Consider the following 22,782-nt stretch of genomic DNA (forward strand, 5'->3'; position numbering starts at 1 on the left):
CAATTAACTTAGAAAACGATTTACCTTTTCTAAGTTGTTAAATTCCTCTTCTAACAAATTAGTCGTTATCTCTTCACGCACTCTTTGTTGATCCAAAAGATATTTAATCTTGTAATATAGGCTTTCCTCATTACATTCAGCAACAAAACCATTATATCCATCTTTTATTTGCTCATATGCTCCTGTAAAATTAGTCGTTACAATAGGTTTTTTTAAACATTTCGCCTCAGCTAACGTGAGGCAATACCCTTCATGCCTAGAGGTTTGAACATATATATCTGATTGATTTACATATGGATACGGATTTATTGCTGATCCTAATAATAGAAAATCCTGTTTCAAATTATACTTACATATTAATGTCTCATAATACTCTCTATCCTCCCCTTCTCCGATACAGTACCATCGTACTTCGTATCCCTCCTTACGTAGCATTGATAAAACTTTAATTGCAAGGTCTTGACCTTTTTCTTTTGAAAGTCTACCTACTGTTACTATCTTTATACCTTTATATCCATTATCAAACTCTACTTTTTCTTTCGCCATTTCATTTATTAAATCTGGAAGTACAATATTTAAAAAGACACTTGTCTTACTTTCTACTTTAGGAAATTTCTCTATTAAATGTTTTTGTGCTTCTTTAGAAACTACATATATATTATCCAACTGATCATATAATTTCTCATATAATTTTGTATTAATTTGATGTTGAAAAACATCGAAATGTATCCAAGAAATTTTCTTTTCTGAAGCTACTCTATTAACTATATAATAATCAATTATGTCAGTAGGTCCTTGATATGCTATTGCAATATCATATTTATTCTTATTGTGTGGAATGTCTTTAAAAATCTCTTTATAGAAAATATATCTATCCTTTAATTTTTTTGATACCACATAAGTGAGTAAAAAGTTTAAACCCTTAATATATCTTGTATTTTCGAAATACTCATTAATCGTTTTCTTTGGTGGTTGCATAATTTTAGGTTTTATATTTTCAAACCAAGTAACTTCTTCTATCTTTACCCAACTTGGTAATTGTTTTAAAAATCCCCCTCGCTTCTCCAACATCAATACTGTGACATCATACTTTTCTTTTGGTATCACAGATAACAAAGAAAGAAGTGATTTTTCTACACCACCTATATTCATACTACTTACCATAAATAGCACTCTCTTCATACCTGTCTCCTTCTACCACCTAAAAGTTTTATAACAAAATAAAAAAACACCCTCTCAAAGATGTTTTCACAAAAAACATAATTTATAATAATGAACCGTCCATATTTCTGTAATACGATAATAATACCTTCTAAAACAAGTTACACATTAGAATTTGCTATTTTATATAACTTTTTTAACTCTTCTCTCGTATCTACCACTTCCTTTTCTATATTTTTTCTCAACCGTCCTTCCAGCGATTTATCACTTAATATTTGTACAATAGAATCATACATTTGCTGCTCGTCAAATTGAACGATTAATCCATTGTGGTTATCGATTATCTGTTCACTTGCCCCTGTAAAATTTGTACTAATAATTGGATTATTAAAACATCTGGCTTCTGCAAGTGTTATACAGTATCCCTCATGTCGAGACGGTTGTACATATATATCACATTGTTTCATAAATGGATAGGGATTCGAAACTGCTCCTAAAAATATATAATCACCTTGAACATCGTAATTTTTCACAAGCTTTTCATACATTCCTCTTTCCTTTCCATCTCCTATACAATACCATTTAACATTGTAGCCAGCTTCTTTCAGCTTAGCTAACACAGATATTGTTAAATCCTGTCCCTTCTCTATACTCAATCTACCAACAGTAAGGATTCTTACTCCCTCAAAATCATCTACAAACCCAATTCCTTCATTCGCCATCTTACATATCATTTCAGGTGAAATAATATTAAAAAAAGTTTCTGTCTTATTTATCAATTCTGGGACAGTTTGAGTAAGTTTCATCTTTCCTAAATCTGAAACTACAAAAACATGTTGAAACTTTTTATATACTTTGTTAACAAAATACTTATTAAAATATATTTTTTCAATATCGAAATGGACCCATTGAACCTTTCGTCTAGCCTCGATTTTATTTGCCACAAAGTAACTAATAAAATCCATGGGTCCAGCATAAGCTATAGCGATATCATAATTTCTATAAACATCTTCATAATTTTGTAAACAATATTTTAAAATAACGCTCCGTTCTTTCATAATCTTAGAGATTACGTACAACACTGCCAGTTGCAACGCTTTTGTAATTTTTCGTTGTTTTATAAGATCCGCTATAACTAATCGTGATGGTCTATTTAATATATATTGCATTTCTTCATAATCCTTTACATATTCAATACGAACCTCCTTTGGAATAAAATTTAAAAAATCTCCTTTTTTCTCTAACATTAAAATTGTCACTTCATATTTGTCTTTTGGGATTTCTGCTACCATATTTAATAGGGCCTTCTCTGTACCACCTATATTCATATTTATAACCATAAAGAGTATTTTCTTTTTCATAGTTCCCCCTATTCTTTCTCTTTATAAAATCCTTTAATTGAAAGAAGCATATATCTTCTCAATTTCCTCTTCAGTTCCAACTTGCTCTTTCTTTAAATTTTCACACAACCGTTTTTTTAGCAAACCGTTTTCTATAATTTCTTTCACCCCTTCATATATTGCTTCCGAATCCATCTTCACTATTACACCATTCTGTCTATGTTTGATTTGATTATGAACTGTTATAAAATCGGTTACTACTATAGGCTTTTGAAATATTCTAGCCTCTGCTATTGCCAAGCCATATCCTTCATACCTAGAGGGTTGTACATATATATCACTTTGTTTTATAAAGGGATAGGGATTCTTGTATGTACCTAATAATATAAAAGTATCGTGTAAATTATATTTACTTATCCTATCCTCGAGTTCACTTTGAAGATTTCCTTCTCCAATTACATACCACTTAAATCTATACCCTTTTTGCTTTAACTTATAACAAGCTTCTATGGCCAGTTCATATCCTTTTTCATACACTAACCTACCAATCGTTAATATTCGTAATCCCTCAAACTGATCACTAAATCCTTTACTCTCATTTGCCATCGATTTAATTAACGTCGGCGATATAATATCATAGACAACCTGAATTTTCGACTTTATTTTAGGAATTTCTTGAATCAATACTTCCTTACAAACATCGGACACAGCTACTATTTCATTAAATTCCTCATAATATTTCAAATCAAAATCTTTATTATATGCAGCTAACCTATAATCAGTATTCACCCAGGCAATTTTTTTGCATGCGTAAACCTTATTTGCCACAAAATATGTTGGCATTCCTTGACTATAAGCTATGGCAACATCATATTCCATCTTTAAACTATCCATCCCTCTAGACACCCATCTCCAAACTACTTGAGCTGCATGTAATTTTTTATTTATGTATGGATTTCTAAGAGATATAGAAGCCCCAACTCTAAGAAATAACTCTTTAAAGTATTTATGTTTAATTAAATAATTAAATTTCTCAGCCTGTCTTTTAATAATTTTCGGTACTTCTAAAACGTTTACCTGTTTTGGTAGTAATGGTAAATACAATCCACTAGCAGAAAACATTAACAAATCGACTTCATATTTCGTATAATCAAATAAAGAAAGTAAAGAAACCAAACTTTTTTCAGCTCCTCCACTTTGTAGCGAATCTATAACGAATAAAATTTTTTTCTTCATAACTATCACTACCCTAAAGTGTTTTTATTGAGCTCAAAATATTAAAAATCATTTACTAAATTTCCCTTTATGAAAATAATGCATATAATTTATTAATTTCATTACGATTTCCATACTCACCTTTAAGAGTATTTTCTACCAGCGCTTCCCTTAATTCTTTATCTTCAATAAGCCTCTTAATCCCATTAACTAACCCGTTTATCCCCATCTCAGTTATTAATCCATCAATTCCATCCTGTACCTGACTTTTAGCAGTTGAAAAATTAGTAATAAGTACTGGCTTTCCGATTATTTGTGCTTCCCGAACTGTTACAGCTTTCCCCTCATATCTTGATGGCTGCACATATATATCACATGCTTTTATATATGGATAGGGATTTGTCTTTTTACCCAATAAAAAAAATTGTTTTTCCAGATTAAGTTCAGCTAATAACTTTCTAAGTTCAACTTCTTGTACTCCATACCCAACTACATACCATTCAATATCATATCCCTCATCTAACAACTTTCTTAAGGCATGCATAGCAATGTCTATTCCTTTTGCATATGATAACCGTCCTACAGTAACAAGCTTTATTTTTCCTGGTTTCATCTGTAATTCTTTCATAACATCTCCCTTGTCTGCTTGCTCACGTACGAACTCAGGAGATAATATATTTTCTATAATTTCAACATTTTTATTTACATTTGGTAAAATACTAAGAAATGAATCTCGACATCCTTCTGAAACTGCTACGATGTTATCCATTTTTCTCCACATTTTATACTCCATGTTTGCATTCAGATTTATATTTGAATAATCTGTATGAATCCAACCAATCTTTCGTTTCGCTCGAACTTTATCCCCAACAAAATAATGGGGCCATAAAAAACTAATTGCTACATCATACTCCTCTTCCAGTTTCGGTATAAAGGGTAAAGTTATTCTCCACCCATATTGAATAACGAAATATCCAACCTCTGCACTTTTCACATATCTCCCATGCACATCTCCTAAAATTTTCCCAAAAGTCCTTGCCACTCCAATTTTAATTTGCCCTTCTTGCAATATTTGCTTAATTGATTTTCTAAAAGTAGTATATTGTTTTACTTCCCTTAACAAATTAGGCAGTTTAGGTAATAAAAAAAGAAACTCTCCCTCATGTTTAAATAACATTAAATCTACATCATATTTGCTATAATCGATTGTATTCAACAAACCAATTAAACTTCTTTCTACCCCACCAATTGCCATATCAAATGATGTAATGAGAATTTTTTTCTTTTTCATTTCTTACTCCCTCAGCCGATTTATTTTACTAGTTTTCTTCTTATGAAAATAATTACATTTAACTATGATTCCCTATACTCTAATCCATATAATAATAGCCACTCTTGAATATTACTCTTTATATCAAAACCTAGCTTCGAGATTGTATCAGTTATTATTTCTGTATTTAATTTTTCTTTTTCCAAAACCTTTTGAATTTCTGCAGACCATATTTTAAGATTTTCATCCAAGCTAACAAATGATACTATCCCTAATCCCATATCAACATTTTTAGTTATTGTATTTGCCACTACACACGGAATACCTGCACACTGTGCTTCTAATGCAACAATTCCAAATCCCTCAAAAAGTGACGGAAAAAGAAAAACATCAAACATCCTTATAATTCTTGGAATATCTTTTCTTACTCCTAAAAATCTAACTTTTTCATAGATACCTAGTCTTTTGGATTCTAGCTCAATAGACTTCTGTAACGGACCATCTCCTACTAAAACAAGCATAAAATTAGGATCATATTTTAATACCTCATTGAAAACTTTCAATATAAATATATGATTTTTAGATTCAGAAAAACGCCCAATATGACCAATCACTTTCTGTTCAACTGGTATATTGAATTCATTCCTTATTTTATTATCATCCTGCATATTTACATTAATAAATTGATTAATATCTATTGCGTTTTTCATTATCTTTACCTTTGAATTATCAATGTTTTTTTGAAATAAAAAACGTGCAGATTCTACACTGCACGCACAATAATTTGTTCCTGCATAAGTAATAACTGTTCGTAAAAAACTCAATAAAACTTTCCCTTTTACCCCCGATCCCATCGGCCAATTATTACTATGTGAATGACAAATCCTTATTTTTATACCAGCTATTTTAGCAGCAATAGCCACAATCCCCCCCTGATAATCAGTATGTGCATGAGCCGCCACATATTGATTATCAGACATTACCTTAACAAGCTCTTTAATGTATGAAAGAGGGCCTAGCTGTCCTAAGCTAGATATTCGGTGTATTTTCCCACCTAACGCAATGATTTCCTTATCATAATCACTTTCTTCACTTTTATGGGAAACAAAATCAAATTGCACCATTTCTCTATCTATATTCCTATATACATTCATTAATAAGGTCTCAGCGCCACCTCGGTCCATCGCACTAACGATATGTAACACTCTTTTTGGTCGTTCTTGTTTAAACATTGAAAATTACTCCCATCTAAGAACGATTTTCAAATATATATTTTATCCCCAAAAACTACTCTTATAAACTATTCCTAAAGTAATAATATGTTCATATACAAAGTAAACAAAATAACATAATATTACTGCATAGTAAATTAACTTTTGATCCTTTTCTATAAATAACTTTATAACCCACGATATCAATATCAAGTGATATAGCCCAAAATATATGGAGAATCTTGCAAAAATCCAATTTTGAGTTGAAATAATCATAAAAACTAGACCTAACAATGCCATATTTACGATATAATCACTTTCCGGAAAAATCTCTCTTAATTTATGTCTCCCCATATAAGCTAGAATGAGCGGTATTGCATCCACAGCAACCCGAAGAATATTAGCTCCTCCTTCTTGAAAATCCTTATAGTGACCATATTGTGTATCCCCTATAGTTGCAAAGAAAATTTCTGCAAACTGATTAAACCCTATTACTATAAGTACCGCAACAAAGAGTAGTATAAATGATATTGTCGACCATGCTTTTCTTCGGACTACAAAATAAATAGGAATTAATACAAGGGCGCTTTGATGAAAAGTAGAAGCAAATAGGACAATCAAAAAATATCTCTTCCAATTCCCATCTAAAATATATTTTGTAGCAGTAAAAATAATCGCTGCAGTTAAATACTGTCTTACTCCATTCATTGACACTAAATACATGCCGGATGCGATATACACATATAAACTTAATTCAATCATTCTTGAATATTTATATAGAACTGCTACTATTAATATATTTGTTAATAGAGCTGTTATCAAAATCAAAACTTGCGGATCATTCGTATATACTTTTAAAATCATTTGTAAAATACTAAATCCAACGTCCTTACTACTTTGAATATAATCCCAATTAAAATCAGTAACTGTAAAAGCATGCATATAAAAATACGTATCACCAATATTATTTCTAAAACCAGATACTAGTACAAGAGAGGTCGTCGCCATTAAAATCAAGAGTCGATTCGGTTTTAACATCACAATTTCTGAAGTTACTGGCATCGCAAAATACCGTGCAAAAAACGCTAGTACGAACACTATAAAGAAATTCATCCAAAGTATAGTCATTATTCTTCCCTCTTATCAATCCTAATTAAATTTCTATATATTTACTTTCATTCTTGTTTTCAATGTAATGTAACTATATAGAATAATCCCAAATGGCACTGCACAAAGGGTAAGCACTTTGCATGGTGACTCTTTTATAAATTTTTTATTCTTCGCAATAATGCTACTTGATACATAATGTACAGCTTGTCTATATTTAAACAATCTATTTGCAAATGGTAGCTTCATCAGTTCCTTACGATAAAAAGCAAAACCTTTTGGATTTTTACAATACTGACTTAGCATATTCATCGAAGAACCATCAAGCATATATTCAACATAACAAAGTGCTTCGTTCATGAGTAACATCTCATATTTCTGATCCAACATATAGTATTTATATGCCAAACCTACATACTTTTCATTTTTAAAAACCGGATAAGGATACTTCCTAGTGAGTTCTGTTCGATATACTAATTTCTTATCTCCAGTTACACCATGTTTATTGTAAAGATTAAAAAGTGTAGAACGGTTAAGATTTAATGGTAGCTTTGAACCAATTACTGTCCCATCTTTATATAAATCAAGAGCAATAATTCCACTTACTTGGTCACTTCCATTTTCATCCCAAAATGAAATGATTTTCTCTACGGCGTCACTAGGCATTGAGTCATCTGAATCAATACATACATTAAGTTCTGTATCAATCATCTCGTAAGCTGCATTATGAGCACCATGCATCCCTTGATTTACTTGCCAGTAATACCGTATGCTTATGCAATCTTCAGAAATCCAAGATTGCACTAACTCCTTTGTATAATCATCAGACCCATCATCTATAATTAACCATATAAAATCTTTACACGTTTGCTGCTTCAAACTTTCATAACACCCCTGAAGACAATATGCTCGATTATATGTAGGGGTAAAAATCGTTAGCCTTTTCAATATGCTCACCTCGATACTGCTACATAAAATTTTTGGGTAAACCTTGTAATATTTTTTATATCGTATCCTTTTTCAGCTAATACATTTTGTTCCACACTTCGCGATACCTGCTTGTTCGCTATATTTTGTAATGGACCTACCCAATTTCTTATTTCTAACAATGAACACTGTTCAACTAAATTCAACCCCAAATCCACATCTTGTGTAATAGTGTCCGATATAATACATGGCAAACCCGCCCCTTGTGCTTCAATAAGAGTAACTGGTAAACCTTCATAAATAGATGGAAATATAAATGTATCAAATGCTTGTAATAAACGATTAATATCACTACGTATTCCTAAAAATTCAACTTTATCTGTTAGATTCAGTTTCTCTACTTTTTTCTTCATTTCTAATCGAAGCGGCCCATCTCCAACTAATAGAAGAATAGAGTTCGGCCTGTATTCTATTAATTGAGCAAAAATATCAATTAAAAAAGTATGATTTTTTGGATGTGCAAATCTTCCCACGTGTCCAATCACAAAAACATCCCCATGAAGGTTGAGTTCTTTTCTTACCTGCGCTCTAATGTCTGGATTAAATGTAAATTCATCACATTCAATTCCATTTTTTAATATTTTTGTTGCACTTTCTCTATTAGCAAACAACCATTGCGCTGCAGCTACTGAACACGCTAAAAAATGTGTAGCACACGACGTAATAAATGCTCCTGCATACCATTTATATATTTTTGCTATAGCCCCACCCTCACTGCTTGTACTATGACTATGCGCAATCCTAACTGGCACCCTTGCTTTTTTTGCTGAACGAAGGACAAATCCGCTCATTTTATCCATATGTGAATGAATGATTTTATATTGTGGATGAGAGTTAAAGAAGGTATTGAGAGCCTTTATATAACCTCTATGACCAACATCTGTAACGTATGGAATTCTATGAACTTCCCCGCCTAACTTTACTATCTCTTCATCAAATACTCCCTCTTTACAAGTTAAAAAATCAAATTGTACTTTTGAGCGGTCTATATTACGATACAAATTCATAATTAAAGTTTCGGCTCCGCCTCTATTCATATTTACGACTACATGTAATACTCTTAATGGAGTGCCCAATTTAAATCCTCCATTTCATCCATATAACTTGTATAAATTTCTTTTTTCTCTTTCAACACTTCATTAACTGAATATTCATTCGCAATAATAGTACGTCCATACTGTCCAAACTGCGCTTGTAATTTAGTATTTTTAGAAATAGTATTGATTCTTTCAGCCATCGTCTTTATGTCATCGCGTTCTATAGTCCAACCATTTTTATTATTAATAATTAACTCCCTGTGCCCTCGGTTACTTGTAGCTACAACCGGAAGTCCACAAGCCATGGCTTCCATAATATTAACTGGCAAACCTTCCCTGTAACTGGATGCAACAGCTAGATCACACATCAGTAGCAAATGGGCTATATCATTTCTATAACCAAGAAAGTGCACCATACTACTCACACCTAGTTGCGTCGCTATTTTTTTGCACTCTTCCATTAACGGACCTTCTCCAGCAAGCAAAAGCTTTACATGTGGCATTTCATTTTTCAATTGTGCTAATACATGGATTAAAAAGCTTTGATTTTTATTCTTATTAAATTCAGCAGCATAAAACATTAAAAAATCTTTAGACTTATAACCATTTTTATGTCTTATTTTCTCCTTTTCACTTTCAGTAACAGGAACATATCGTTCTATATCTACCCCTACACCATGAACGAGTTTAATATCTTTAGCTTGAAAACGATGTTTAACCGCTAAATTGTAATCTTCTTGATTAATTGTTATGAGACAATCTGTAGTAGTAGCTAAACTTCTTTCGATTGGATAGTATAAAAGCCAATTTATAAACGGCGATCCTTTACAAAAGTGAAATCCATGCGCCGTATATATTACCTTTGTCCCTTCCCGCCGTGCTTTCCGGGCAGCTATTCGAGCAATTACACCTCCCATAGGCGTATGACAATGAATGATTTTATATTTATTTTGGTGAATAATTGATTTTAGTTTTTTATATGCATGAAGGTTTTGTATGCTAAGAGGTGATCTTTGAATAGGAATATTATATTTTTGAGTTACGTACGGAAGGTGCATATTCCCATTCGCTGCAACATGTACTTCCCAACCTTGGTCTGCAAACCATTTCAAATACGGTAAATGAAATGCTTTAAAATGATAATCCACAGTTGCACAAAACAGAACTTTTTTAGACACCATCCCACGCACCCGTCTTATTATAAATTTTTGCCTTTAACCTGATACTGGTATTAATAGCTTTAAAGTTTTACGCTGATTCACTAAATTTAACAATCGCTTTCTTAATTCTAATTCACTTAACACTGAATATTCAGAAATCAATTTTTCTATCTCATCTATACGAACATTCATTTCTTGCCCTACATAAATTCTCGGGTGGACTTGCTTTTCATTCATTTCATCTTCTTTTAGTAATTCTTCAAACAATTTCTCTCCAGGGCGTATACCCGTAAATTCTATTCCTATTTCATCCACAGAGTTTCCTGATAATCGAATGAGGTTTTTAGCAAGATCCACTATTTTTACTGGTTCTCCCATATCCAGTACAAAAATTTCTCCACCTTTTGCTAACGCACCGGCTTGTACTACCAGTCTAGATGCCTCCGGAATAGTCATAAAATAACGAACCATATCTGGGTGAGTAACTGTAACTGGCCCCCCTTTTTGAATCTGCTTCTTAAATAACGGGATAACACTCCCTCTACTTCCTAAGACATTTCCAAATCGTACAGTAACAAACTTTGTATGACTTATTTTATCTTTATGTTGTATTACCATCTCAGCTAATTTCTTTGTCGCCCCCATAACACTCGTTGGGTTCACTGCTTTATCCGACGAAATCATAACAAACGTTCCTACTCCATGTGTTTTTGCCGCCTCTGCTATATTCATAGTCCCAATCAAATTATTTTTAACTGCCTCTTCAGGATTGTTTTCCATCAATGGTACATGTTTATGTGCAGCAGCATGATATACAACATGAGGAAGATGTTTATTCATGATTAAATGCATCTTCTTTTCATCTTGAATATCTGCGATTTCTGGAATAAACACGCCTTTTTTATCATTATGTTTTTCATTTAATTCCATTTCTATTGAATATATACTGTTTTCTCCGTGCCCTAATAAAATCAATTTTTTCGGCTTAAATTTCGCAACTTGTCTACAAATTTCTGAACCTATTGATCCACCTGCACCAGTAACTAAAATGACTTTATCCGTTATATAATCTGAAATGATATCCACATCTAACTCTACAGGATCACGCCCTAATAAATCTTCTACTTGAACATCTCTGAATTCATTCACTGAAACTTTACCTGTTACTAAGTCTTCTAACATTGGAAGAATTTGCGTTTTTACATTTGTTTTTAAACAATCTTTTAAAATATTATTTCTATCTTTCTTGTTTAGCGAAGGAATTGCTAAAATTATCATTTCAATATTCAGTTTTTTGATAACGTAATCAATTTGGTTCGTACCACCAATTACCGGAATCCCCCAAATATCAAGATTATGTTTTTTGACATTATCATCAATAAACGCGACTGGCATTAATTCCGTAGCACTATTCTTCAACAACTGTCTTACAACCATTGTCCCAGCGGATCCCGCACCAACAATTAACGTTCTTTTCTTACCTCCTTTTTTTACATAATAAATATCTCTGTACATTCTCCAAATAAAGCGAGAACCACCTATTAATAAAATATGAATCATCCAAGTAACAACTAACAATCGAAAATACATTTTCCCCATGACTAGTTGCTGCACAACCGCTGTAGTAAGTATAGAAAATGTAACAACCTTGCATATAATTAGCAATTCTCCTATACTTGCATATTCCAATGCCTTTTTATACAACTTATAAATAAAAGCAAACAAATGATGACTAACTAATAAAGTGATAGAGCTAATAACTGATGATAAAGTGATAACACTGAAGCTAGCATTTACAAAAAAATAACTAAAAAAAATAGCAGTTAATACTATCAGTGAATCCATTAAAAGCAATAACGATATCCTCCGGCGATACGTCATATAACTTCCTCCTTTAATCAATTCCTTACTTAACTCTTTCAAACTTAAAGTTTCTAACTATATTCTCTTTATTAAAAACACATAGTTAGAAACTTTAATAAAACATGGGCATCTAACCCTCCCTCACATTACACTTTTGACGACTGGCATCTAAGGTTGTTTTCACAACCCACAGCATAATCGAGTGCCTCCATTGATAGCGGTCAGGAGACATCACCACATCACGATTCTATTTTCTTCTTTATAACGAACAATTCCACTTGTGAAAGTTTAATTTAAAAATAGCCTTTATACTTTCCCATTCAAAATCGCACCCAACATTCTACTTTTCGTAAAACTTAGTGCCCTTTTCGTTTCAAGTGCGTCTTCGTTCACAGTGCGATTATATCGGATCACCAAAAGTACTCCTTCACACTTATCAGCTAATACGCTCGTATCTGTTACTTCTAATACAGGGGAAGAGTCAAATAATATGATGTCATACCGTTCCATCGCCTTTTGAATCAACATATCCATTTCCTCTGAACTAAGTACTTCTGACGGATTGAATGGTACTGGACCGCTAGTTAATACATCCAGACTCTCCATCCTTGTTTTTTTTACAGCACCTACCAAATTTGTTTTTCCGTTCAATATGTCAGTTAATCCAATTGTATTTTCTACTTCTAACATTTCATGAATCGTTGGTGTTCGTAAATTCGCATCTATTACCAATACTTTTTCACCTTTTTGTGCTATTGAGACTGCTAAATTTACTGTAATCGTTGATTTCCCTTCACCGTACCTCGGAGAAGTAATCACTATCGTCCTGATTTTATGCATAGACGAAGATAATTGAATGTTTGTTCGAAGCGAACGATACTGCTCCGAAATTTTCGATCTTGGGGCGGTATACGCAACTATACTTTCTCCTTTAACTTTATTTGTTTTCCGTCTATTTTTGTATGCCACTCCGTTCCCTCCCCCAATAACACTGTATTTTTCCCACTAAATTTATCTTTCATATTCTTCTTATTCATTTTAGAAATTCCACCCAAAACAGGGATATCTAACAATTGTTCAATTCGTCGTTCTGATTGGATTCTCTCATCCAATGAATCCAATAAAAAAATAAAACCGATACTGAGCACCATACCTAACGTGAATGCGATTAGTATCGTCTTAAAGTGATTTATATTTATAGGCATAGAATTTTTTTGAACTGGATCCTCTGGTAATATACTTACATTATTAAAATTCAGTATATTTGCTACTTCTTGCTTATAAACAGCCGCTGTAGTATTTGCAATTTTATGTGCAAGCACAGGATCCATATCCACTACATTTATCCTCATAATTTGAGAGCCTTGTACACTTTCTGTACTTATTTGTCCACTTAATGCACCTGCTGATCTGTTTATATTCAATTCAGCAGCTACTTTTTCTAATATTACAGGCTCATTTACCATTGCTTTCAATGTATTCATCGTTTCGGCATTAGCTTGAACAATTACCCTTGCCGAAGAAGCATACAAAGGCGTTTTCATATACATACTATACAGGACTCCTCCTACCGTTGTGAGAGTCGTAAACAATAGTAGTATCCACACCCTTTTCCGCATTAAAGTGAATAGATTTTTCAAATTTATTTCCTTATTCATTACTTCTCCCCCTCATTTAATACCAATGAGATTTCAGTTGAGCATTCCATAAAAAAACAAAAACAAGATTATTATTTTTATTTTTCGAATATACAAAACTTCCTAATTACTGTCATTTTAGTTCTTTATATAGAACGAGTCAATATAATTTATTTTTGTTTAATCACTTCTTAATTCCAGCTCAAAAATTACGACAATATTCTTCATAATTCACTGTAGATAAATGACGAAAATCCCCTATCACTGCAGTATCAAGGGGTTTTTCTTTGTATTGAAACGTAATTGAGCTAGGCTTTTTAACCCATTTAAATAGGCCATATATATTAAATAACTCACTTTTTCAAATGATATTCATTTCGTATAAGTATTAGCAAGTACATTTTTGAATTTATTTGCTCCTTTATATTCCTCCTATAAAAATGCCCGATAAATAAAAAAACCCTCAACACGTTATGTGTCAAGGGTTTGAGCCTCTTAGTATAGAGACATATATTGATCGCGTTCCCATTGGTGAACTTGTGTGCGGAAGATGTCCCACTCAATCTCTTTTGCTTCGATGAAGTGCTCAAGTAAATGTTCTCCTAGTGCACCGCATACTACTTCATTAGATTGTAATGTAACTAATGCTTGCGCTAATGTTGCTGGTAAGTCAACGATACCTGCTTCTTCGCGCTCTTCTTTTGTCATTACATAGATGTTACGGTCTACTGCAGCTGGTGGAGTTAATTTGTTTTTAATTCCATCAAGACCTGCTGCTAATAATGTAGCCATTACTAAATATGGGTTTGCAGCTGGGTCAACACTACGTACTTCTACGCGTGTACTAATACCACGAGATGCAGGGATACGTACTAATGGGCTACGGTTTTGTGCAGACCATGCTACGTAACAAGGAGCTTCGTATCCAGGTACTAAACGCTTGTAAGAGTTTACAGTTGGATTTGCTACCGCTGTAAATGCTGGTGCGTGTTTTAAAATACCTGCGATGAAGTGACGAGCATCATCACTTAATTGTAAGTCACCGTTTTGATCGAAGAATACGTTCTCACCATTTTTGAATAGTGATAAGTTACAGTGCATACCTGAACCGTTCACACCATATAATGGTTTTGGCATAAATGTTGCGTGTAAACCGTGTTTACGAGCAATTGTTTTTACAACAAGTTTGAATGTTTGAATGTCATCACATGAGCGAATTGCATTTGCATATTTAAAGTCAATTTCGTGTTGCCCTGGAGCAACCTCATGGTGAGACGCTTCAATTTCAAAGCCCATTTCTTCAAGTTCAAGAACGATATCACGACGACAGTTTTCCCCTAGATCCATCGGCGCAAGGTCGAAGTATCCACCGTTATCGTTTAATTCTAATGTTGGATTTCCTTTTTCATCTACTTTAAATAGGAAGAATTCTGGCTCTGGTCCAAGATTGAAATCTGAGAATCCTAATGCTTCCATTTCTTTTAATACACGCTTTAAGTTGTTACGTGGATCGCCATCAAATGGAGTGCCATCTGCATTGTAAATATCACAGATTAATCGAGCTACTTTTCCTTTTTCAGCTGTCCAAGGGAAAATTACCCAAGTATCTAAATCTGGATATAAGTACATATCAGATTCTTCAATACGTACGAAACCTTCAATAGAAGATCCATCAAACATCATTTTGTTATCAAGAGCTTTTGTTAATTGGCTCACTGGAATTTCTACGTTTTTAATTACTCCTAAAAGGTCCGTAAATTGTAAGCGGATATACTTTACATTCTCTTCTTTCGCCAAACGGAAAATATCTTCTCTTGTGTACCTAGCCATTATAAATTCCTCCTTAGTCCCTCTAAACACCTTCAGAATCAGTTATCTTTAGTGAAAAAACCTTGAAATGTCACCTTGTCGCAATGAAGTCCGATTAAATCTACCTGTATGTTGTAGTTCATCTCGAAGTATTTTGCGAAGCTCAGTTTTTGAAATTTCTTTCGTTTCTTCTTTTACTTTCACTGTTTCTGTTTGATTTACTTTCATTAGTAACACTTGTTTAATACCAGCCATATTCAAGCCTTGATCTAATAAATCTTTAATCTCTAACAACTTATCTACATCGTTAAATGAAAATAGCCTACGATTCCCCTTTGTACGGGTTGGAGAAACAAGATTATGCTCTTCATAGTAGCGAATTTGACGTGCAGATAATTGTGTTAAATCCATAACAATACCAATAGGAAACAGCGGGGCAGAACGTCTATCTTCTTTCATTGTTTCAGTTCCTCCTTCGCCTTAACTGCTTCTCATTTTATACCATGTTATGTTTAGTGTCAATAGATGTTAGCTTTTCTTACATGATTTTTTTATAAATTTTTTCATTCTTTTTTCTAATGAGATTAATCATTACTTTCACACGAAAAAAGCTGTCGAAATCGACAGCTTCCCCTTAAGAAATTGTTAATAATTCTTTTTCAATTAACGCATCAATTGCAGAACAAATCGCGATCTTCACATGTGAATAAGTTAACCCACCTTGCACGTAAGCAACATAAGGCGGACGAATTGGACCATCAGCTGACAATTCAATACTTGCACCTTGAATAAACGTTCCCGCAGCCATAATTACATCATCTTCATAACCCGGCATATAGTTGGCATATGGAGTGAAGTGAGAATTAATTGGAGATGCATATTGAATCGCTTGGCAGAATGCAATCATACGATCTTTATCATCAAATTGAACAGACTGAATTAAATCTGTTCTTGGTGCATTCCATGCTGGTGATGTATTCATTCCTAACTTCTCTAAAAATGCAGCTGTAAAAATCGCACCTTTTAGCGCTTGTCCCGCTACATGCGGTGCTAAGAAGAAACCTTGATACATTTCTTGCAGACTGTATAAAGATGCCCCTGCTTCCGCACCGATTCCCGGAGATGTTAAACGATATGCACACGCTTCAACATACTGTTCTTTACCAACAATATAACCACCAGTTTTAACAATTCCACCACCAGGGTTTTTAATAAGCGAACCTGCCATTAAATCTGCACCAACATGACATGGCTCTTGCTCTTCAATAAACTCACCATAACAGTTATCTACAAACACAACAACATCAGGTTTAATTTCTTTAACGAATGCTATCATCTCTTTAATTTGAGAAATAGTAAACGATGGACGAGTAGCATAACCTTTTGAGCGCTGAATTCCAATCATCTTCGTATTACTATGAATTGCAGTCGCAACAGCTCCAAAATCAACAAGCCCCTCTTTAGTAAGCGGAACTGCATTATAACCAATATTATATTCTTTAAATGAACCTACACCTCTTCCGCGTACACCAACGATTTCTTCTAACGTATCATACGGTTTGCCAGTGATGTACAATAACTCATCTCCCGGACGTAAAACACCAAATAACGCTGTAGAAATAGCATGAGTACCTGAAATAATTTGCGGACGAACAAGACCAGCTTCCGCTCCAAATACATCCGCATACACTTTTTCTAACGTATCACGGCCAATATCATCATAACCGTAACCTGTCGTCGGAATAAAATGCGAATCACTTATTTTATGTTTACGGAAACTTTCTAACACTCGAAACTGATTGCTTTCAATTACTTCATCCGCGCGTTTATGTACTTCTGTAATCTGGCTCTCTACTTCTTTTACGATTGGAGCAATTTTTTCTCCATTTTTCAAACGATCAAACATTTTTATTTTCTCCTTCTTCCACTAAAAATCTCTTTAATTGCACATTAAGCGATGAATGAGCAAAAATATACCCCACGCAATCATATACAAATTTATCTTCCAGAAACTCCATCTTTGTTAATAGCGTCTCCGTCTTTAATAGCGTTAACAGCTTACCTTCACTCGGTGGAATTTCCACTTGATAACGATTCATTTCTTCCTTCATTTTCGTTTCTATCGCTTCTTTTATATGTAATAAATCACTTTGTTCAAAGGCACTAGTCATTAAGAAGTCACTTTTCGGAAACGGAATAAAGTTTTGATGTAATTCATCTTTTTTATTATATAACGTAATAATAGGAATATGATTAATTTCAAGTTCTGACAATAATTGTTTTACTGTTTTCTCATGCCCTACATAATTAGGATCTGCTGAATCAACCACATGTAAAATAACATCCGCTTCACCAGCTTCTTCTAATGTCGAACGAAAAGCAGCAATTAATGACGTAGGTAAATCTTGTATAAAACCAACCGTATCAGTTAGTAATACTGTATAACCTGAAGGTAACGGCATCTTCCTTGTCGTCGGGTCTAGCGTTGCAAACAACAAGTTTTCTTCAAACGTATCTGCTTCCGTCATTCTATTAAACAGTGTAGATTTTCCCGCATTCGTATACCCTATTAATGAAACTTGAAATACTTTATTATCTTTTCTTCTCTCACGATATCTTTTTCGATGCTCCACAACAACTGCAAGTTGTTTCTTTATTTCATCAACGCGTGATCGAATATGACGACGATCCGTCTCAAGTTTCGTCTCACCCGGCCCTCTCGTTCCAATACCACCACCAAGACGTGATAAAGACAATCCTTGCCCCATAAGACGTGGCATTGTATATTGCAACTGAGCTAATTCTACTTGAAGCTTACCTTCCCTCGACTTCGCACGTTGCGCAAAAATATCTAATATTAGTTGCGTTCGATCAATTACCCTCGCATCTAATACTGAGGATAAATTCCGAATTTGACTCGGCGTTAATTCGTTATTAAATACGATAACATCCGGTTCTAATTCTTCCGTTAACATTGTAAGCTCTTCTAATTTACCTTTACCTATATAAGTCGCCGGATGAAACTTCGGTCGTTTTTGCGTTGTAGACACTAACAATTCTGCTCGTGCAGTCTTCGCTAGCGATGCAAGCTCTTTCATGGAATGCATAAACTTTTCATCATCATCTTGTGGCAATTGACAGCCTACTAATATGACTTTTTCTTTTTCTTCCATCAAATATGTTCACTCATCCTTTTCGAAATTTAAACCTTCTAATATAATAGCAGAGGAAGCACATTTCATCTAGTTAGCGGGGGAGAAAATTCATGGCATGGGAGATTTTTAGCATCATAGGCACAATCGCTTTCGCACTAAGCGGAGCCATTGTTGCAATGGAAGAGGATTATGATATTTTCGGGGTGTATATTTTAGGAATGGCAACCGCATTTGGGGGAGGTGCCCTTCGTAATTTATTAATTGGTTATCCGATTGTCGCGTTTTGGCAACAAGACATGTTATTCCAAATCGCACTACTATCAATGACGATTATTTTTCTTTTTCCTAATAAATTAATTAGACATTGGAAAAAGTGGGGAAATATCACTGATGCTATCGGCTTATCAGCATTCGCCGTACAAGGAGCATTATACGCTCAAAAATTAAATTTACCAATTAGCGCTACAATCGTAGCAGCTGTTTTAACTGGTATTGGCGGTGGTATCATCCGCGATCTTTTAGCCCGCAGAAAACCTCTCGTCCTTCGAGCTGAAGTATATGCCTTTTGGACGATTCTAGCAGGTTTCTTAATCGGTGCTCAAATTATTGTTAGCGATTGGGCTCTATATACCTTATTCATTTTAATTGTTTGCTTCCGCATGGTTTCTATTCATTACAAATGGCATTTACCGCATAGACGTATCGATACAAAAGAACGTTCAATGCATAAATAGCAATCCAACCTCTTTACAGATCGTAAAGAGGTTTTTCTTTTCTAACGAGTTTTTCTTTACATAATGTTTATACTAATCCTCAAAGCGAGGTGAACACAAATGACAAACCACGTTAATAAAGGTGCTCAAAAAAGCTCAGTAGGTCAAATTGGACACGATTCTAATTCTGCACACGAAAAAAGCGCTAAAATGGAACGCTTCCATAAATCTTATCAAGAAAAAGCAAAAAAAGAGTAGCAGCACTTATACAAAAAACAGACGCACAGTTTACGTACTGTGCGTCTCCTCTTCAAGCATCAAATCACAACTTGATATCCCAATTAAATCATATTTATCATACGTATCCTCTTGCAACAACCGCATAGCCTGTGTACGAATCGATTTTTCAACAATATTCCGTACATATCTTCCATTACTAAACGATGTAATTTGCGATGAGTACTTTACAGCATGTAAATGATCTCTAAATTTCCATTCAGCCTCTTTCGATAACTGGTATTCACGTTCTTCATACATCCTCTTCCCAATTTCCAACAGTTGATTTACTGAGTAATCAGAGAATTCAATTATAAATGGAAAACGTGATTGCAGTCCTGGATTTAATGAAAGAAAGTGATTCATCTCTCTTGAATAACCAGCTAAAATCAATACAAAACCGTGTTGTTTATCTTCCATATGTTTTACGAGCGTATCAATTGCTTCTTTCCCAAAATCTTTTTCTCCCCCTCGGGCTAATGAATACGCCTCATCAATAAACAAAATACCTCCCATTGCTTTTTTTATTAAATCTCTTGTTTTCTGAGCTGTATGACCGATGTACTCTCCTACAAGATCAGCTCGTTCAGCTTCAACTAAGTGCCCTTTTGATAGAATATTCATCTCAAACAACAATTTCCCTATCATTCTAGCAACAGTTGTCTTCCCTGTACCTGGATTCCCTTTAAACAACATATGGAGTACTTGCTTCTCAGATTTCAACCCTATTTCTTGTCTTTTTTTATTCACATAAATCCAAGCATATATTTCTTTTATTATCTTTTTTATATCATCCATCCCAACAAGCTTCCCCATCTCTTCTTCAATTCTTTGCAACATCTCATGTTTCGTAGTAGTTTCACTTGAAATTACTGTTTTATTTTCTGCGGCCGGTAAAGAAATTTTCTTTCGATGATTTAACACAATGTTAATTTGATTATTATTTTTCTTTCGCATCGATTGTTCCATACAATCACCTCATTTTATCCCGCATGAACAGGCAGTAAGACTCCCACCTCAAAATTCAGCAAATGCTAGGAAGTTAGCCGGGAGCTAACCGTCCGTAAATGCCCGATTGGTTCAACTAATAATCAGAGGGATGAACAAAATCCCCACTGATTAAAGTTTCACTTTATCCACTCACCAAATATTATTATTCCGGTCTCCCTTGCAAATGACTATTTTCAGAAAAGTTTGCTATAATATAAGAAATAATGAAGGTGGTGGGACTATGGAGACAACGGAATTCCATGATACAATACAAGCCTTTTCTATTTTTTTATTGAATAAAGGCCGAAAACCTTCAACCATTAAACGTTATGTTTATGACATTGAAGATTTCGGACATTGGTTAGAAAAAAACAAAAAGCTCCCTTCCAGTAATATATGGGCTACACTTTGTACAAAAGACTACGAAGATTACTTTTCCGACTTAAAAAAGAATCGACATTACTCAGAGAAAACGATGCACCGTGTATTTATTGTATTAAATAGAATGCATCACTTTCTAAACATCCCTAACCCATTAAAGAATATGGAAATTTCTATTCAACCAGACCGCACACTCCGAAATGAAGATTTCATTTCATCTGATGAAGAAAAAAGATTAAAACATATAGTCACTTCATTAGAAGGACTTTCAGAAAAACAACGTCCTGTGCGCCCTTTATTAATGGATCGTAATGTTTCTATTTTAAACTTATTAATCGGCTATGGATTATCCTTACAGGAACTTACAGCATTAACTATGCATCACGTTCACTTTGAAACTAACACATTATCTATCCCAGCAACCGCAGGGGTAGAAAGAACAATTACATTAACTAACGAAGACAAAAAACAACTATATACTTATTACAAAAGCATCCCTGAACCCGTTCGTCCAAAATACCATAGTCATGACCCATTATTTATCGCATTTGATTTTAATCGTGGAACATATAGATGGGTATACGAAAATGATGCACCGAAGGGATTAACAGAAATCGCTATCCAAAAAATGATTCGCCTTGAAGTATCTAGAGCTAATTTACGCAAAGGAATCTCAGGACAACACTTTCGTAACACCTATATTTTAAACTTAATAAAAAAAGAAACTCCGGAGTCAGAAATTATAAAACTAGCTGGATTCAAATCAAAAGTTTCACTAAAACGATATTATAAATACGCAGAAAAACGCCTTATCATAAGGCGTTTTTTCTATTTTTTCTTTAAACAAACGATTTTACTATGACCATTTAACTAATTTTTGCATCTACTATGATGAGTTTCATTCATATCCTCATGAGAAAGGAGAGATTTAATGTCTCATTATAACGACAGTCAGAACAAATTCTCCAAACCATGCTTTCCAAGTAACGCCGGACGAATCCAAAATACCCCATCAATCCCAGTTACTAAGGCACAACTTAGAACATTCCGTGCAATCATTATTGATCTAACAAAAATAATCCCAAAACTTTTCGCAAATCCATCTCCTCAAAATATTGAAGATCTAATCGATACATTGAACCTACTAAGTAAATTTATTTGTTCACTAGACGCTACTTCCTCCCTGAAAGCACAAGGGCTAGCTATTATTAAAAACTTAATAACTATATTAAAGAATCCAACCTTCGTAGCAAGCGCTGTATTTATCGAGCTTCAAAATCTAATTAATTATTTACTATACATTACAAAACTACTCCGAATCGACCCTTGCACACTTCAAGAGCTTCTTAAATTAATAGCAGCATTACAAACCGCTCTAGTTAATTCTGCTTCATTCATTCAAGGACCTACTGGACCTACTGGGCCTACTGGGCCTACTGGGCCAGCAGGCGCTACCGGACCTCGAGGTAA

Annotated in this window: 21 protein-coding genes; 4 read left to right on the forward strand and 17 right to left on the reverse strand. The window is 33.9% G+C overall.

Translation table 11 applies throughout. The annotated features are described in order from the left end of the window. Positions 1-3 precede the first annotated feature (3 nt). From DN394_RS26895 to hflX, 16 genes are all read right to left on the reverse strand, one after another. Positions 4-1,182, reverse strand: a complete 1,179-nt coding sequence (locus tag DN394_RS26895; RefSeq protein WP_097918161.1) for a glycosyltransferase — start codon at positions 1,180-1,182, stop codon at positions 4-6. 140 nt (positions 1,183-1,322) lie between these two features. Further along, positions 1,323-2,522, reverse strand: coding sequence for a glycosyltransferase (locus tag DN394_RS26900; RefSeq protein ID WP_000727032.1), 1,200 nt, complete (start codon positions 2,520-2,522; stop codon positions 1,323-1,325). Positions 2,523-2,555: 33 nt separating this feature from the next. After that, positions 2,556-3,737 carry a glycosyltransferase gene (locus DN394_RS26905; protein ID WP_061672875.1) on the reverse strand — a complete coding sequence of 394 codons (1,182 nt, stop codon included), beginning with the start codon at positions 3,735-3,737 and terminating at the stop codon, positions 2,556-2,558. Between the two features lie 67 nt (positions 3,738-3,804). Beyond that, positions 3,805-5,007: a glycosyltransferase gene (locus tag DN394_RS26910; protein WP_046957682.1), complete on the reverse strand. Its 1,203-nt coding sequence runs from the start codon at positions 5,005-5,007 to the stop codon at positions 3,805-3,807. Between the two features lie 62 nt (positions 5,008-5,069). After that, the gene (locus tag DN394_RS26915) at positions 5,070-6,218 is read right to left on the reverse strand and encodes a glycosyltransferase family 1 protein (RefSeq protein WP_000476157.1); all 1,149 of its coding nucleotides are present in this window, start codon (positions 6,216-6,218) and stop codon (positions 5,070-5,072) included. Between the two features lie 42 nt (positions 6,219-6,260). Next, the gene (locus tag DN394_RS26920; protein ID WP_046957681.1) at positions 6,261-7,325 is read right to left on the reverse strand and encodes an EpsG family protein; all 1,065 of its coding nucleotides are present in this window, start codon (positions 7,323-7,325) and stop codon (positions 6,261-6,263) included. Positions 7,326-7,358: 33 nt separating this feature from the next. Further along, positions 7,359-8,252 carry a glycosyltransferase family 2 protein gene (locus DN394_RS26925; RefSeq protein ID WP_046957680.1) on the reverse strand — a complete coding sequence of 298 codons (894 nt, stop codon included), beginning with the start codon at positions 8,250-8,252 and terminating at the stop codon, positions 7,359-7,361. A 5-nt stretch (positions 8,253-8,257) separates the two neighbouring features. Continuing rightward, the gene (locus DN394_RS26930) at positions 8,258-9,367 is read right to left on the reverse strand and encodes a glycosyltransferase family 1 protein (protein ID WP_097994466.1); all 1,110 of its coding nucleotides are present in this window, start codon (positions 9,365-9,367) and stop codon (positions 8,258-8,260) included. Then, complete coding sequence (locus DN394_RS26935; protein WP_046957678.1) at positions 9,352-10,509, reverse strand: glycosyltransferase family 4 protein; 1,158 nt, start codon at positions 10,507-10,509, stop codon at positions 9,352-9,354. Before DN394_RS26935 ends, DN394_RS26930 begins: the two co-directional genes overlap by 16 nt. A gap of 33 nt (positions 10,510-10,542) precedes the next feature. Beyond that, positions 10,543-12,369, reverse strand: coding sequence for a polysaccharide biosynthesis protein (locus DN394_RS26940; RefSeq protein WP_046957677.1), 1,827 nt, complete (start codon positions 12,367-12,369; stop codon positions 10,543-10,545). Positions 12,370-12,657: 288 nt separating this feature from the next. Continuing rightward, entirely contained in the window at positions 12,658-13,320 is a 663-nt protein-coding gene (locus DN394_RS26945) for a CpsD/CapB family tyrosine-protein kinase (protein ID WP_000323607.1), read from the reverse strand. Continuing rightward, on the reverse strand, positions 13,269-14,009 hold the full coding sequence (locus DN394_RS26950) for a YveK family protein (RefSeq protein WP_046957676.1): 741 nt from the start codon (positions 14,007-14,009) through the stop codon (positions 13,269-13,271). The genes DN394_RS26945 and DN394_RS26950 overlap by 52 nt, the downstream gene beginning before the upstream one ends. Positions 14,010-14,483: 474 nt before the next feature. Beyond that, the gene (glnA, locus tag DN394_RS26955; protein WP_000135338.1) at positions 14,484-15,818 is read right to left on the reverse strand and encodes a type I glutamate--ammonia ligase; all 1,335 of its coding nucleotides are present in this window, start codon (positions 15,816-15,818) and stop codon (positions 14,484-14,486) included. 48 nt (positions 15,819-15,866) lie between these two features. Further along, the gene (glnR, locus tag DN394_RS26960; RefSeq protein ID WP_000656785.1) at positions 15,867-16,256 is read right to left on the reverse strand and encodes a transcriptional repressor GlnR; all 390 of its coding nucleotides are present in this window, start codon (positions 16,254-16,256) and stop codon (positions 15,867-15,869) included. A 175-nt stretch (positions 16,257-16,431) separates the two neighbouring features. Beyond that, on the reverse strand, positions 16,432-17,703 hold the full coding sequence (locus DN394_RS26965) for a methionine gamma-lyase family protein (protein ID WP_149294419.1): 1,272 nt from the start codon (positions 17,701-17,703) through the stop codon (positions 16,432-16,434). Continuing rightward, a complete protein-coding gene (hflX, locus tag DN394_RS26970; protein ID WP_149294420.1) occupies positions 17,696-18,970 on the reverse strand; it encodes a GTPase HflX in 1,275 nt (424 codons plus the stop codon). The genes DN394_RS26965 and hflX overlap by 8 nt, the downstream gene beginning before the upstream one ends. A 92-nt stretch (positions 18,971-19,062) precedes the next feature. On the opposite strand from hflX, the gene DN394_RS26975 reads away from it, so the two are divergent. Continuing rightward, a complete protein-coding gene (locus DN394_RS26975; protein WP_149294421.1) occupies positions 19,063-19,686 on the forward strand; it encodes a trimeric intracellular cation channel family protein in 624 nt (207 codons plus the stop codon). Between the two features lie 99 nt (positions 19,687-19,785). Then, a complete protein-coding gene (locus DN394_RS29135) occupies positions 19,786-19,923 on the forward strand; it encodes a hypothetical protein (protein ID WP_000181498.1) in 138 nt (45 codons plus the stop codon). 30 nt (positions 19,924-19,953) lie between these two features. On the opposite strand, the gene spoVK is transcribed toward DN394_RS29135, so the two are convergent. Further along, entirely contained in the window at positions 19,954-20,910 is a 957-nt protein-coding gene (gene spoVK, locus DN394_RS26980; protein WP_000438186.1) for a stage V sporulation protein K, read from the reverse strand. Between the two features lie 262 nt (positions 20,911-21,172). On the opposite strand from spoVK, the gene DN394_RS26985 reads away from it, so the two are divergent. Together DN394_RS26985 and DN394_RS26990 are read left to right on the forward strand one after the other, a co-directional pair. After that, positions 21,173-22,174 carry a tyrosine-type recombinase/integrase gene (locus tag DN394_RS26985; RefSeq protein WP_149294422.1) on the forward strand — a complete coding sequence of 334 codons (1,002 nt, stop codon included), beginning with the start codon at positions 21,173-21,175 and terminating at the stop codon, positions 22,172-22,174. 69 nt (positions 22,175-22,243) lie between these two features. Continuing rightward, positions 22,244-22,782: collagen-like repeat preface domain-containing protein (locus DN394_RS26990; protein ID WP_149294423.1), on the forward strand; the 539-nt coding region annotated here is incomplete at its 3' end.

The organism is Bacillus sp. BB081 (genome assembly GCF_008368895.1).
Classification (GTDB): domain Bacteria; phylum Bacillota; class Bacilli; order Bacillales; family Bacillaceae_G; genus Bacillus_A; species Bacillus_A wiedmannii.

Coding starts and splice junctions, on each gene's coding strand:
- DN394_RS26895 (WP_097918161.1), bottom strand. CDS start 1,182: ATGAAGAGAGTGCTATTTATGGTAAGTAGTATGAATATAGGTGGTGTA.
- DN394_RS26900 (WP_000727032.1), bottom strand. CDS start 2,522: ATGAAAAAGAAAATACTCTTTATGGTTATAAATATGAATATAGGTGGT.
- DN394_RS26905 (WP_061672875.1), bottom strand. CDS start 3,737: ATGAAGAAAAAAATTTTATTCGTTATAGATTCGCTACAAAGTGGAGGA.
- DN394_RS26910 (WP_046957682.1), bottom strand. CDS start 5,007: ATGAAAAAGAAAAAAATTCTCATTACATCATTTGATATGGCAATTGGT.
- DN394_RS26915 (WP_000476157.1), bottom strand. CDS start 6,218: ATGTTTAAACAAGAACGACCAAAAAGAGTGTTACATATCGTTAGTGCG.
- DN394_RS26920 (WP_046957681.1), bottom strand. CDS start 7,325: ATGACTATACTTTGGATGAATTTCTTTATAGTGTTCGTACTAGCGTTT.
- DN394_RS26935 (WP_046957678.1), bottom strand. CDS start 10,509: ATGGTGTCTAAAAAAGTTCTGTTTTGTGCAACTGTGGATTATCATTTT.
- DN394_RS26940 (WP_046957677.1), bottom strand. CDS start 12,369: ATGACGTATCGCCGGAGGATATCGTTATTGCTTTTAATGGATTCACTG.
- DN394_RS26950 (WP_046957676.1), bottom strand. CDS start 14,009: ATGAATAAGGAAATAAATTTGAAAAATCTATTCACTTTAATGCGGAAA.
- glnA (WP_000135338.1), bottom strand. CDS start 15,818: ATGGCTAGGTACACAAGAGAAGATATTTTCCGTTTGGCGAAAGAAGAG.
- glnR (WP_000656785.1), bottom strand. CDS start 16,256: ATGAAAGAAGATAGACGTTCTGCCCCGCTGTTTCCTATTGGTATTGTT.
- DN394_RS26965 (WP_149294419.1), bottom strand. CDS start 17,703: ATGTTTGATCGTTTGAAAAATGGAGAAAAAATTGCTCCAATCGTAAAA.
- hflX (WP_149294420.1), bottom strand. CDS start 18,970: ATGGAAGAAAAAGAAAAAGTCATATTAGTAGGCTGTCAATTGCCACAA.
- DN394_RS26975 (WP_149294421.1), top strand. CDS start 19,063: ATGGCATGGGAGATTTTTAGCATCATAGGCACAATCGCTTTCGCACTA.
- DN394_RS29135 (WP_000181498.1), top strand. CDS start 19,786: ATGACAAACCACGTTAATAAAGGTGCTCAAAAAAGCTCAGTAGGTCAA.
- spoVK (WP_000438186.1), bottom strand. CDS start 20,910: ATGGAACAATCGATGCGAAAGAAAAATAATAATCAAATTAACATTGTG.
- DN394_RS26985 (WP_149294422.1), top strand. CDS start 21,173: ATGGAGACAACGGAATTCCATGATACAATACAAGCCTTTTCTATTTTT.